This is a genomic window from Arcobacter pernae (assembly GCF_049472135.1).
Taxonomy (GTDB): domain Bacteria; phylum Campylobacterota; class Campylobacteria; order Campylobacterales; family Arcobacteraceae; genus Arcobacter_B.
On the sequence record NZ_JBMOVV010000003.1, the window covers coordinates 167,666 to 181,097 of the forward strand.

Annotated in this window: 14 protein-coding genes; 9 read left to right on the plus strand and 5 right to left on the minus strand. The window is 28.1% G+C overall.

Going from position 1 to position 13,432, the window contains the following annotated elements; translation table 11 throughout:
• Positions 1 to 10 precede the first annotated feature (10 nt).
• Positions 11 to 970 (minus strand): ABC transporter substrate-binding protein, encoded by a 960-nt coding sequence (locus ACH5BF_RS04925; protein ID WP_423273090.1) that lies wholly within the window; start codon positions 968 to 970, stop codon positions 11 to 13.
• Positions 971 to 1,120: 150 nt separating this feature from the next.
• Here ACH5BF_RS04925 and pedF point away from each other — a divergent pair, with 150 nt between their 5' ends.
• The 4 genes from pedF to ACH5BF_RS04945 are packed head-to-tail and all read left to right on the plus strand — an operon-like array spanning position 1,121 to position 4,050.
• Positions 1,121 to 1,534 carry a cytochrome c-550 PedF gene (gene pedF / locus ACH5BF_RS04930; RefSeq protein WP_423273091.1) on the plus strand — a complete coding sequence of 138 codons (414 nt, stop codon included), beginning with the start codon at positions 1,121 to 1,123 and terminating at the stop codon, positions 1,532 to 1,534.
• A 3-nt stretch (positions 1,535 to 1,537) separates the two neighbouring features.
• Complete coding sequence (locus ACH5BF_RS04935) at positions 1,538 to 2,404, plus strand: substrate-binding periplasmic protein (RefSeq protein ID WP_423273092.1); 867 nt, start codon at positions 1,538 to 1,540, stop codon at positions 2,402 to 2,404.
• 9 nt (positions 2,405 to 2,413) lie between these two features.
• Entirely contained in the window at positions 2,414 to 3,151 is a 738-nt protein-coding gene (locus ACH5BF_RS04940) for a quinoprotein dehydrogenase-associated SoxYZ-like carrier (protein WP_423273093.1), read from the plus strand.
• Positions 3,151 to 4,050: a quinoprotein relay system zinc metallohydrolase 1 gene (locus ACH5BF_RS04945; RefSeq protein ID WP_423273094.1), complete on the plus strand. Its 900-nt coding sequence runs from the start codon at positions 3,151 to 3,153 to the stop codon at positions 4,048 to 4,050. Before ACH5BF_RS04940 ends, ACH5BF_RS04945 begins: the two co-directional genes overlap by 1 nt.
• Before the next feature lies 1 nt (position 4,051).
• On the opposite strand, the gene ACH5BF_RS04950 is transcribed toward ACH5BF_RS04945, so the two are convergent.
• From ACH5BF_RS04950 to ACH5BF_RS04960, 3 genes are all read right to left on the minus strand, one after another.
• Positions 4,052 to 5,500, minus strand: coding sequence for a leucyl aminopeptidase (locus ACH5BF_RS04950; RefSeq protein ID WP_423273095.1), 1,449 nt, complete (start codon positions 5,498 to 5,500; stop codon positions 4,052 to 4,054).
• 93 nt (positions 5,501 to 5,593) lie between these two features.
• A complete protein-coding gene (gene fbaA / locus ACH5BF_RS04955) occupies positions 5,594 to 6,661 on the minus strand; it encodes a class II fructose-bisphosphate aldolase (RefSeq protein ID WP_423273096.1) in 1,068 nt (355 codons plus the stop codon).
• A 29-nt stretch (positions 6,662 to 6,690) separates the two neighbouring features.
• Complete coding sequence (locus ACH5BF_RS04960) at positions 6,691 to 7,497, minus strand: peptidylprolyl isomerase (protein WP_423273097.1); 807 nt, start codon at positions 7,495 to 7,497, stop codon at positions 6,691 to 6,693.
• A 199-nt stretch (positions 7,498 to 7,696) separates the two neighbouring features.
• On the opposite strand from ACH5BF_RS04960, the gene hsrA reads away from it, so the two are divergent.
• Both hsrA and ACH5BF_RS04970 read left to right on the plus strand, forming a co-directional pair.
• The gene (gene hsrA / locus ACH5BF_RS04965) at positions 7,697 to 8,383 is read left to right on the plus strand and encodes a homeostatic response regulator transcription factor HsrA (protein ID WP_423273098.1); all 687 of its coding nucleotides are present in this window, start codon (positions 7,697 to 7,699) and stop codon (positions 8,381 to 8,383) included.
• 27 nt (positions 8,384 to 8,410) lie between these two features.
• Entirely contained in the window at positions 8,411 to 9,706 is a 1,296-nt protein-coding gene (locus ACH5BF_RS04970; protein WP_423273099.1) for a sensor histidine kinase, read from the plus strand.
• An 8-nt stretch (positions 9,707 to 9,714) separates the two neighbouring features.
• On the opposite strand, the gene ACH5BF_RS04975 is transcribed toward ACH5BF_RS04970, so the two are convergent.
• A complete protein-coding gene (locus ACH5BF_RS04975; RefSeq protein WP_423273100.1) occupies positions 9,715 to 10,143 on the minus strand; it encodes a CoA-binding protein in 429 nt (142 codons plus the stop codon).
• A gap of 314 nt (positions 10,144 to 10,457) precedes the next feature.
• On the opposite strand from ACH5BF_RS04975, the gene ACH5BF_RS04980 reads away from it, so the two are divergent.
• The 3 genes from ACH5BF_RS04980 to cydB are packed head-to-tail and all read left to right on the plus strand — an operon-like array spanning position 10,458 to position 13,328.
• Positions 10,458 to 10,667: a DUF4492 domain-containing protein gene (locus ACH5BF_RS04980; RefSeq protein ID WP_423273101.1), complete on the plus strand. Its 210-nt coding sequence runs from the start codon at positions 10,458 to 10,460 to the stop codon at positions 10,665 to 10,667.
• Positions 10,667 to 12,193, plus strand: coding sequence for a cytochrome ubiquinol oxidase subunit I (locus ACH5BF_RS04985; protein ID WP_423273102.1), 1,527 nt, complete (start codon positions 10,667 to 10,669; stop codon positions 12,191 to 12,193). Before ACH5BF_RS04980 ends, ACH5BF_RS04985 begins: the two co-directional genes overlap by 1 nt.
• A gap of 1 nt (position 12,194) precedes the next feature.
• Positions 12,195 to 13,328, plus strand: a complete 1,134-nt coding sequence (gene cydB / locus ACH5BF_RS04990; protein WP_423273103.1) for a cytochrome d ubiquinol oxidase subunit II — start codon at positions 12,195 to 12,197, stop codon at positions 13,326 to 13,328.
• Positions 13,329 to 13,432 lie beyond the last annotated feature (104 nt).

A 13,432-nucleotide genomic window follows, 5' to 3' on the forward strand; every position in this document is an offset into this window, starting at 1 on the left:
TTTATACTTCTTACTTTTGAAAATTCCAAAATGTTTTTTCATCTAAACTTTTAGCATTTGATACTAAGTTTTTGCCACCCTCTTTTAAAAGTATTTCAAATACTTTTTTTGAGTCTTCTATATTTTTAGAGTTAAACTCTTTTATAATTCCTTGTCTAAATCCTTGTTTTAATGATTCAAAAACTTTATCCTCTTTTGCTTTCATAAGAGGTCTTATTCTATCCCACTCTTTTTCATTTGATAAAAGAATATCTTTTGCTTCATGACTAGCTTTTATAAAAGAGTTATATAAATCCTTATTTTTTAAAGCTACATCTCTTCTAAAAGTCCATCCTACCAACGAAATATCCTCTTTTATTCCTAATTCTTTTAAAACTTCAGCCATTTCAATCAATGGCTTTACACCCTTAGCTTTTAGTTTTGCATTAAAGTGCCAAAAATTTATTGCACTGTTTAAAGAACCATCTAATATCTTTTTATATAAGATAACTGGACTAGCAAAAACAGGAGTTATTAACTCATTTAAATCTTTTTTATATTTGTATTTACTATATGCTCTTAAAAGTAACCAGCTTTTATCATAGGCACCACCTGCAACTCCAACTTCTTCTGCTTTTAAATCAAGAAAAGTTTTTGCATCTTTTTTTGTATAAATAGTTCCCGTAGCCTTCGAGTAAGGATAAAATGTAAAATCTTTATTATTAGCTCTTTGAGTATTTACCCAAAGCCAATCAGTAACAATCATATCAACTGATGAAGCTTGTATTGCAACAGATGAAGCATTTTTTGAAGCAAGTTTTAAAATCTCTAAATCAAAGCCATACTTTTTATCAAGTTTATTATGTTTTATTACATCAAGTTCCCAATTAACTGTTCCATAAGCTAAAACACCTACTTTTAATTTATCTTCTGCATTAACATTTATAATACTTATTATCGTTATTAAAAGTGTTACTAAAAATTTAATCATATATTTTTTCTCCAAAGGTTAAATATCAAGTATTGTATAGGAGTTTTATAGCATGAATTTAGCGAAAGACACCCTATTTTTAATCGCTATAATCAGGCTATAAAAAGTGTTTATAATTTCGAAATCTAAAAATATAAAAGGAAGAAAAAGATGAATAAAATACAAAAATTAGGATTAGCAACACTATTTTCAGCAGTAGTTGCATTTGGACATGGAAGTGTTACACCTCAAGAAGTGGATACTAAAGGTTTAGCTCCATTAGGTGAAGAGTGGTTAGATGAAAACCCATATAATACAGATAATAAAAAAGCTGTAGAAATTGGTGCTTATGCTTATAGTGAGAACTGTGCAAGATGTCATGGTTTAGATGCTATTTCTGGTGGTGTTGCACCTGATTTAAGATTCTTAGAAGCAGGTATGGACGGAGATGAGTGGTTCATGGAAAGAATCAGACATGGTGCTGTTAGAAATGGAAATGTTTATATGCCACCATTTGAAGGTGTTTTAAATCAAGAAGCAATGTGGGCTATTAGAACATATATCTTATCTTTACCAAAAGAGTAAGAAATGAAACTGCTTAAATCAACAGTATTAATAGTTTTATTAGCTTTATTTGCAAATGCCAGAAGTATTGAACATATTCAAGAAAGTGGAAATATTGTAATTGCTGTTTATGAGAATTTTCCTCCTTACTCTTATGAAGAGAACGGCAAGCTAAAAGGTATTGATATAGAACTAGGAGAGATTATTGCAAAATCTCTTAAAGTAAAACCTATTTGGTATGTTACAGGTTCTGATGAAAACTTATCTGATGATTTAAGAAATACAATTTGGAAAGGTAATTTAGTTCACAAAAACAAAGCAGATGTTATGTTTAGAATTCCTTATGATTATGACTACTTAAGAATCACAGATAAATCAACTGGTGAACTTGAAACAGAAATGGTTACAATCAAAGGGCCTTATCAAAGTGAAAAGTGGGTTGTAGCAACTCACAAAGATATAATTCCTGAATTTGAAACTCTTGCAACTTTTGCATATCATACAATTGGTGTTGAACTTGATACGCTACCTGATACATACATAACAGGTTTTGCAAGAGGTTTAATAAGTAAAAATGTTAAACACTATTTCAAATTTGATAAAGCAATTAATGATTTTAAAAATAGAAAAATAGATGCAATTGCAGGTTTAAAATCACAGTTAGAACATCTTTTAGATTATCAAAACAACAAAGATAAATACTATATAAGTGATGCCTTACCAAATGTTAAATCACATTGGGATTTAGCTACAGCAGTTTCTAGTATGTATAGACCTTTAAGTTATCATATTGATGGAGTTCTTCATCAAGCATATACTAAAGGAACTATCAAAAAAATATTTGAAAAATATGGAGTTGAATACATGCCTCCTATTTCAAAAACTCAATAAGGATATGTCATGAAAACATTACTTCTTTTTGTTTTAACTTTTTTTATAAGCACAAATCTTTTTGCTAAAAACCCTATTGATTCTCCAACTTTTGAGGATTTAATAAAACAAATAATTGGTAATCAAAAATATATTTTTGATGATGAAAATATTCAAATTAAAGTTCCAAACTTTGCAGATAATCCTGTACAAGTTCCAATTTATGTAAATGCCTCAAAAATAAAAGATGCACAAAGAATGATAATATTTGCAGATTTAAACCCGATTCCAAGAATTGTAGATATGCAAACAACAAAAATTCTGCCTATAATCTCAACAAATATAAAAGTAGCTCAAGAAACCCCATTAAGAGCTTTAATCCTTGATAGTAAAGGTATTTGGCATATAGGAAGTAAAAATATTAGAAGTAATGGTGGAGGTTGTGATGTTTCAAGTCAAGCCTCTACAAATAGTGACTTTGCAAAATTTCTAGGAAAAACTAAAGGTAAAGTTTTTGAAAAAAAGGATAAAAATAGAATTAAAGCTTCTATTTTTCATCCTATGGAAACAGGTTTAATCTTTGGAAATGTTGAGTTTTATATAAATACTATAACTATAAAAAATGATAAAGAAATTTTATCAACTATAAAAACTAGTTCAGCTATTAGTGAAAACCCTAGATTTATTTTTGAAACACAAGATAATAGTAAATCATATAAAATGAACTTTTTAGATAATGATGGAAATGACTTTGAATTGGAGCTATGATGAAACTTTTATTACTAATCATAGCTTCTATTTCATGCTATGCAAATAGTTTTAACTTTAAACTAAAACCTATAAAATTAAGTGAAAATAGTTACTATTTTTATGGAAAAGAAGAGTATTTTTCAAAACAAAATGGTGGCGATATTTCAAACAGTGCATTTATTATTACTCCAAACTCTGTAATTTTAATAGATACAGGTTCAAGTGTAGAGTATGCACAGCAACTAAAAGAACAAATCAAAAAAATCACAAATAAACCTGTTAGATTTATTTTAAATACACATCATCACCCTGATCATTTTCTAGGAAATCATGCCTTTAAAGATGTAAAAATCTATGCTACAGAATATACAAAAAATGATATTAAAAGTAATGGAGAATTGTATATAAGTAATATGGTTAATCTAATCGGTGAAGTAGCATATACTACAAAAGTAAAAGCCCCAAATATTTTACTTGAACAAAAAGAGCTTATTTTAGATGATTATAAACTAAAGCTTTTATATTTAGATGGTCATACAAAAAGTGATATTGTAATCTTTGATGAAAAAACAAAAATCCTTTATGCTTCTGATTTAGTTTTTAATAATCGTGCTGTAGCAACTCCCCATGCAAATCTTCAAGATTGGATAAAAGCTTTAGAAAAACTAAAAACTATTGATTTTAAAATTTTAGTTGCAGGACATGGAAAAGTATCTTTTGATAAAAAAGTTTTAGATGAAAATATTTTTTACCTAAGATATTTAGATACTACTTTAAAAAATGCGGTAAAAGAAGGTCTTGATACTTTTGAGATTTTAGAGCTAGACCATCCTGTAAGACTTCAAAATTACTCTATGTTTAAAGAAGAGTTTGAAAGAAGCATAGTAAATTTATATCCTAAGTATGAGAATCAATAAACTATTGATTCTTCACACTTATATCTTTTAAAAATTCAACTACTAGTCTAAGCCCTGCTCCTGTTGCACCATAAGGATTGTAACCCCATGTAGTCTTTCTATATGAAGGCCCTGCTATATCAAAATGTAACCATTTCTTTTTATATTTTTTCTCTATAAAGTTGTCTAAAAACATACTTCCTATAATAGCTGCACCATTTTTATTTGCACTAGAGTTTAATATATCAGCAACACCACTTTTTAAAATATCTTGCATATAAATATTATAAGGCATAAATCCTACTAGCTCTCCACTTCTTTTAGAAGCCTTAAAAATTCTCTTTTTTAACTTTTCACTATGACCTAAAACAGCACTTGTATATCCACCAAATGCTCCTATGCTAGAACCAGTTAAAGTTGCTAAATCTAAGATATAATCTATATCATTTATATTCTTTTGAGCATAAACTAAACAATCAGCAAGAACTAGTCTTCCTTCTGCATCTGTATTTGTAATCTCAACAGTTTTATTTCCTATTTTTATCACATCATCAGGCTTGTAAGCATTTGAATCAATCATATTTTCAACAGCACCTAAAATAGCATGAACTTCAATATCTAAGTTTGATTGGCTTAAATATCTCATAACTCCCAAAATAGATATAGCTCCTGCTTTATCAATCTTCATAGAAACCATACCATCGCCCCTTTTAAGACTTAAACCACCTGTATCATAAGTAACACCTTTTCCAACTAAAACTATCTTAGCTTTTGGATTTTTTGTCCTTGTACTTGCAGGATTACATGGTTTATATGATAAGTGAATTAATTGACTTTCATGTCTTGAAGCTCTTCCTACAGCATACATTGCATTTAAAGAGTTTTTTTGCATATAATCTTCACCATATATACTACAACTCATGTTTTTTTTCTTTGCTATTTCTAAAGCTTCATTTACCATACTTTTTGGATAAAAATCTTGCGCTGGAGTATTTACAATATCTCTTACAAAGTTTACACTTTCACATAGTTTTAAACTATTTTTTAATCTATTTTCTAAATCTATTTTTTTATGTTCTGAATCTTTGATATTTATACAAAGTGTTTTTAAAATTTTTTCTTTCTTTTTATATTTTAAAAACTCATAAGTTCCAAGAATAAAACCTTGAGTTATATCCTCAATTTTTAACTCTTTTTTTAAAGAATTAATATCTATATAAAAACAAGTATATTTTTTCAAAGCATTTACAGCTTTACTAATTGCTATTTTTATAGACTCACTATCTTTATTTTTTATATATACAAATATTTTTTTTGAACTTATTTCAAAATATGTATTAAAATTTGAACTTTTAAAACTTATATTATTTAATATTTTTTGAGTTTTCTTTGGTAGTTTTTCTGTGTTTTTAAGTAAGATGATTTCAACTTCATCATCTTTTTTTTCTCGTGTTTTTAAAACTATATTCATTCGCTTTCCTTTGGAAAATATTATATAGTTTTAAAATAAAATTAGATTTTAATTTATAGGGTAAAACCAGCTAAAAGCTGGTTTTTAGTTTTATTAGTTTTTGTCTAAAGAACAAAGATCAGAGTAAGCTACTTCTAATCTAGCAATCATAGACTCTTGCCCTGCTCTTAAGAATTTTCTTGGGTCATAGTAAGATTTATTTGGCTTATCTTCACCATCTGGGTTACCAATTTGACCTTGTAAATAATCATGGTTTTTAGCCTCATAAGCTCTTACACCATCCCAGAATGCCCATTGAGTATCTGTATCAATGTTCATTTTAATTACACCATATTCAATAGCTTCTCTAATCTCTGATAATTCAGATCCAGACCCACCATGGAATACGAAATCAACTGCTTTATCTTCAGTTGAGTGTTTCTCTTGAATAAACTTTTGAGAGTTATCTAAGATTTTTGGAGATAGTACAACATTTCCTGGTTTATAAACACCATGTACATTTCCAAATGAAGCGGCAATTGTAAAGTTAGGTCCAACTTCTCCTAACTTCTCATAAGCATAACAAACTTCTTCTGGTTGAGTATATAATAAAGCATTGTCAACATCTGAGTTATCAACACCATCTTCTTCTCCACCAGTAATTCCAAGCTCAATTTCAATCATCATATCAAGCTCGTTCATCACTTTAAAGTAATCAACACATGTAGAAATATTCTCTTCTAAAGATTCCTCTGATAAGTCTAACATATGTGAAGTGTATAAAGGTCTACCAGTATTTTCAAAATGCTTTTTACCAGCTTCTAATAAACCATCAATCCATGGTAAAAGTTTTCTTGCTGCATGGTCTGTATGTAAAATAACTGGAACACCATATGCTTCTGCCATTGTATGTACATGTTGTGCACCACTAACTCCACCTAAGATAGCAGCGTTATCTACTTTTAAACCTTTTCCTGCAAAATATTGAGCTCCACCATTTGAAAATTGGATAATAATAGGTGAATTAACTTTTGCTGCTACTTCTAATACAGCATTTACTGAATCAGTTCCTACTACATTTACTGCAGGAATAGCAAACTTATTCTCTTTTGCATATGCAAAAAGTTTTTTAGCTTCACTACCTGTTAATACCCCTGGCTTTACAATATCTAATACACCCAACTTGTTCTCCTTGTGTTTTTTTATTAAATTTACTTAATTACGATTTTTGCTTTTTGTCTTAATTCGTCAGTGATTTGTTTTACTTTGTTGTTATACTTATTTTGTAATAACATTCTTGAAATATTACCCTTAACTTCATTAAAAGATAATGACTTAGAAGCTTTTTTATCATTTAAATAGATTACATGATATCCAAATTGTGTTTTTACTGGTGTTTTAGAGTATGTATCTTTTTTTAATGCTTGAGCTGCATCAGCAAATTCTGGAACCATTTGTTGTGCATTAAATTCACCTAAATCTCCACCATTTTTACCACTTGGTCCTTGAGATTTTGTCTTTGCTAATTCAATAAATTTTTCTTCTTTTTTAGAAGCTTTATCTAACTGCTTAATTAAATCTTTTGCTTCTTTTTCAGTTTTAACTAAAATATGTCTAGCTTTTAAAGTTGCTGGTGTTTTAAATTTATCTTTATTCTCATCATAAAATTTCTTTTGCTCTGCTTCAGGAATTTTCATGTTTTTTAATTCATTTTGTTGCCAAACTTGAAATGCTAAATCTGATTTCATTCTATTTAAAGCATCTTTGTATTGTTCATCTTTTTCAATACCTTCACTCATAGCTTTTTTAGCAAGAAGTTTTTTGTTAATAATTTGATTTAAAACTTGCTCTTGAGCTTTTTTTGGTAAAGTTTCAAATTGAATTCTTGGGTCTTGTAAAACCATTGCTACATCAGTTTTTGTGATTTTTTCTCCATCAACAGTTGCATAATAATCTGCTGCACTTAAACCTGTAGATAATATTAATGATGCTACCACACTTGAAATAATTTTCTTCATAATTTTCCTTAGTAAAAAGTTTAGAGTATTGTAACTTTTCTTTGTTAATAAAAAATTAATATCCATTGCAAATACCCAAAAAACACACTTTTTTAGAAAATTTAAGAATTTACCTTAAAAAACCTTTAAATTTAAAAAAATTTATGGTACAATTCCGAGCAAATTTAAACTTAACTTAAATTTAAGGGATAACAAATATATGAGAATTTTAATAATTGAAGATGAAATAACTTTAAATAGAACATTACAGGAGGGTCTTACTGACTTTGGTTACCAAGTAGACGCTGCTGAAAATTACAAAGATGCTGAATACTTTATTGATATTAGAAATTATGATTTAGTTTTAACTGACTGGATGTTACCAGATGGTGATGGAATTGAATTATGTAAAATTGTAAAAAACAGAAGTTCAAGAACTGCTGTTGTAATTATTTCTGCAAGAGATGACAAAGAGTCAGAAATCGAAGCTTTAAAATCTGGTGCTGATGACTTTATAAAAAAACCATTTGACTTTGATATTTTATTAGCAAGAATTGAAGCTAGATTAAGATTCGGTGGAACTAACATCATCGAAATTGAAGGTCTTGCAATTAATCCTGATGAAGAAAAAATTGAATATAACGGTGAAGAAATTGAATTAAAAGGTAAGCCTTTTGAAGTATTAACTCACTTAGCTAGACATAGAGATCAAATTGTATCAAAAGAGCAATTATTAGATGCTATCTGGGAAGAGCCAGAATTAGTAACTCCAAACGTAATTGAAGTTGCTATTAACCAAATTAGACAAAAAATGGATAAACCATTAAACATCTCTACAATTGAAACTATTAGAAGAAGAGGATACAGATTCTGTTACCCTGATTCTACACAAGACGAAAACGCTTAATCAATAATATATTCCTTTAGGTTTTAAATGGAAGCGAAGAGTATTTATAAACAGTTTTATACAAAACTAATTATTGCTACTTCGCTTTTTATTATCGCACTATCTTTTATTTTTTACGAATATTCAAGAAGTACAACTTATGAAAATATTCAAAAAAACATGCTTAAAGATGCAAAAAAAATCTATATTATTTCACATGATAAAGAGTTTGACTTTGAAAAGTTTAAACTTATTCAAGATGATGAAGTATCAATTGACTTAGTAAATAACCCAAAACTTAAAAATTATAAGTTTTTTACTTACAAAAAAAATGGAAATTACTATATAAAACTATTATATCCATTTAATTTAGAGAAAAGAAAATTTATTCAACTTATAAGAAATATTAATTTTGAAAGAGAAATTCTTTACTCTATTATTTTTAAAAACCTATTTATTCTAGCAATTCCAGGTTTTTTACTGATGCTTATTTACTCACTAGTAGTATCAAAATCACTTTTAAAACCGATTATTCAAATAAATAAAAAACTATCAAATATGGATGAAAACTCATTAACTCAAATAGATAAAAAAGATTTGCCTATTGAGTTTCACTCATTATCTGATTCTATTAACTCCCTTACAAATAGAATTGAAACATATGTTAAGTTTAAAAAAGAACTATTCATAGGAGCTGCTCACGAACTTAAAACTCCCTTAGCTGTTATGAAACTAAAAAATGAAGTTACTCTTAGAAAAAAAAGAGACCCAGAAGCTTATGAAGAAACACTAAGACTAACAGTAAAACAAATAGATGATATGAATATAATGATTTCATCTATTTTAGATATAGGTAGAGCTGAGGGTGCGCAGTTTGAACAAACTCAAGATTTAGATTTAGTTGAATTTATGAAGAAAAAAACAAATGATTACAGAATGCTTAGTGCTCAAAAAAATATCATTGTTACGTTTTTCTCAAATGTAAATCATTTAAAAGTATCTATGCAAGTTACTCTATTTAATCAGATACTTCAAAACTTTGTACAAAATGCTATTAAGTTTACACCTGAGGATAAATCAATAGCTATTAGACTTAAAAAAGGTAAAGAAAAAATCATTATTACTGTAACTGATGAAGGTAAAGGTATTGATGAAAATATTGATTTATTTGCACCATTTAAAAGAGTAGGAAATCAAAGTGGAGTTGGGCTTGGACTATTCTTAGCAAAAAATGCATCTGATGCATTAAGAGCAAAAATCACATTAAAAAATAGAAAAGATGGTAAGTCTGGATGTGTTGCTAAACTTGTGCTTAACAACCCATCTAAACTAAAAAATCTATAAACTTTTAATTAAAAATTATTTGCGTGTTCTATCTTAGTACACTTATTTTGTACTACTTTCATACCTGCTTCTTTTGCTTTTTGTGCAGCTTCATTGTTTACTAAACCTAATTGAGTCCATACTGTATCAATATCTCCTCTTTTTATAGCAGCGTCAACAACAGCAGCAATAGCATCAGGCTTTCTAAAAATATCAACCATATCAATCTTAAAAGGTATTTCTTCTAGACTTCTATATACTTTTTCACCTAAAATCTCATCTTCTTTAGGATAAATAGGAACTATTTTAAATCCTGCATTTTGTAAATATTTTGCAACTCTATTTGAAGCTTTCTCTTCATTTGGTGATAGTCCTGCAATTGCTATTGTTTTTGTATTATTAAATATTTCTATAATCTCTTCATTATTAGAATTTACACTTGGAAATTCACACTCCATTTTATATCCTTTGAATTTAATTTATCATAATGGATTATTATATCATATAAAACTTATTACATAAAATAAATAAATTTTGAAATATTATTTATGAATACATAAATTTATTAAATAAACTATAAAAACTACTACCTAGCTTATATTAAGGATATTTTTTATCCTATTTAATTTTTAAGTCAAACTTTTAAAAATAATTATTGATTTTAAAAAAGTAGTTAAATAAGAAATACTTATATTATTTTTATATATCTTTAATATTAATTGCCTTATGATTTCATTTATATAAGTTTAGATTATAAAAGGAAATTTACTATATGTTATTAAAAAACTTTATAAATATGTATATTGAAGGCTTTAAGAACCTAAAAATTGGGAAAACACTTTGGAAGTTAATATTCATAAAACTTTTAATCATATTAGTTTTTCTAAAGTACTTTATTTATGATGAAAACTTTAAAAATACATACAAAACTCAAGAAACAAAAATAGATTTTATATATAAAAATATTACAAAGGATAAATAATGGAAGAGCATTTAGTAGACTGGTCTAGAGCTCAATTTGCCTTAACTGCAATATATCATTGGTTATTTGTACCACTTACACTAGGGCTTGGTTTTATTATTGCAATTATGGAGACTATTTATGTAAAAACAAATAGTGAATTTTGGAAAAAAACTACAAAGTTTTGGATGACACTTTTTGCCATAAACTTTGCTATTGGTGTTGCTACTGGAATTATAATGGAGTTTGAATTTGGTACAAACTGGGCAAATTACTCTTGGTTTGTAGGAGATATATTTGGAGCACCTTTAGCAGTTGAAGGAATTTTAGCTTTTTTTATGGAATCAACTTTTTTTGCTGTTATGTTTTTTGGTTGGGACAAGGTATCAAAAGGTTTTCATTTACTATCAACTTGGTTAGTTGCAATTGGCTCAAATCTTAGTGCTTTATGGATTTTAGTTGCAAATGGCTGGATGCAATACCCAGTAGGTATGACTTTTAATCCAGATACTGTAAGAAATGAGATGAATAACTTTTGGGAAGTTTTATTCTCTCCTATTGCCATATCAAAGTTTTTGCATACAATTTCTAGTGGTTATATAGTTGCTTCACTATTTGTAGTTGGTATTTCTGCTTGGTATTTACTAAAAAGAAGAGAAATAGAGTTTGCTAAAAAATCTATGATTATAGGAGCTACTTTTGGTTTAATCTCTTCTATTTTTATTATAGTAAATGGAGATGAGTCAGCTCACCAAGTAGCACTTAAACAACCTGTAAAATTAGCAGCGATGGAAGGTCTTTATGAAGGAAAAGAAGATGCTGGAATAGTTGCTATTGGTATTTTAAATCCTAAAAAGAGTTTAACAAATGAGGAAGAAACTTTTCTCTTTGAACTTGAAGCACCTTATGCCTTATCTCTTCTTGGATACCATGATATTCATGCTTTTGTTCCTGGACTAAAAGATCTAGTTTATGGAAATGAGAAATATAATATTATCCCTACATCCCAAAAAATAGCACAAGGTAAAATAGCAATACAAGCGCTAAAAGATTATAAAGAAGCTAAAAGAAAAAATGACCTAATTGCTATGGCAAAACATGAAAAAATACTTAGTGAAAATATGAAATACTTTGGTTACGGACATCTTAATAAACCTGAAGATATTGTTCCTCCAGTTGATATTACCTTTTATGCTTTCCATATTATGGTAGCTCTTGGTTCTTGGTTTTTAGTTTTATTTGCTTTGCTTTTATTTTTTGTTCTTAAAAAAGATATTATGCAGTACAAATGGCTACTTATAAGTACTGTTGCTTCTATACCTTTAGGATATATAGCAAGTGAGGCAGGATGGATTGTAGCTGAAGTTGGACGTCAACCTTGGGCTATTCAAGACTTAATGCCCGTTGGTATTGCAGCAACTGATATTTCATCTACAAATGTAAAAATTACATTTTATATGTTTGCATTTTTATTTACAGCCCTTTTAATAGCAGAAATAAAAATCATGCTAAAACAGATTTCAATTGGTCCAAATGGAGGTCACTAAAATGTTTGAAGAACTTACACTATTACAACTACAACAATACTGGTGGATTATAATCTCACTACTTGGTGGAATTTTTGGATTTATTATGTTTGTTCAAGGTGGACAAACTCTTCTTGGAACTATATCAAAGGGTGATGAAACTCTAAAAACTATGCTTGTAAATTCACTTGGTAGAAAATGGGAACTTGGATTTACAACACTTGTTTTATTTGGTGGGGCTTTATTTGCAGCTTTTCCTTTGTTTTACTCTACTAGTTTTGGTGGGGCTTATTGGGTTTGGATGTCTATACTATTTTGTTTTATTATTCAAGCTGTTTCTTATGAGTATAGAAAAAAGCCTCAAAACTTTTTAGGACAAAAAGTATATGAAAGCTTTTTATTTATAAATGGAAGTTTAGGTGTTATCTTACTTGGAGTTGCAATTGCCACATTTTTTTCAGGTTCAGCTTTTAGTGTAGATGAAAACAACTTTTCCCACTGGCATACAAGTCTAAGAGGCTTAGAAGCTTTAGCAAATCCTTTTAATCTAAGTCTTGGTTTTGCCCTATTCTTTTTAGTTAGAATTTCAGGGGCTTTATATTTTATCAATAATATAGACCATGACATTATTAGACAAAGAGCTATTAAAAGTATAAAAATTAATATGCCAATTTTTTTAGTTTTCTTTTCTATATTTCTTTTTTTACTATTTACAAAAGAGGGTTTTGCTTATAATTCTGAAGGCTTAGTATATCTTGTAAAATACAAATATTTAGAAAACTTTTTAGAAATGCCTATAGTTTTAAGTATGTTCATTTTAGGAATTATTATGGTTGTAATAGCTGTTGTTGCAACTATTCATTTTAATATGACTTGTTGTATAAAAACAGGAGGATTAGGAATAGTTTTAACAGTCATGGCTCTATTTTTAAATGTAGGTTTCAACAACACCGCATACTATCCCTCTATTTATGACTTGCAAAGTTCCCTTACTATACAAAATAGTTCAGGTAGCCACTATACTTTAACAACAATGTCATATGTATCTTTAATGGTTCCTTTTGTTATAGCTTATATTGCATATGTTTGGTACCAAATGGATAAAGTAAAAATCACAAAAGAGGAAATAGAAGATCCTCATGCACATAATTATTAGGAGTTAAAATGGATTATTTAAGTTCAATTATTTGGCTTTGTTCTTGGCCTATAATTATTTATATTGCTTATAAGTTGTCATTGAGAAATATCAAGGAAAAATAA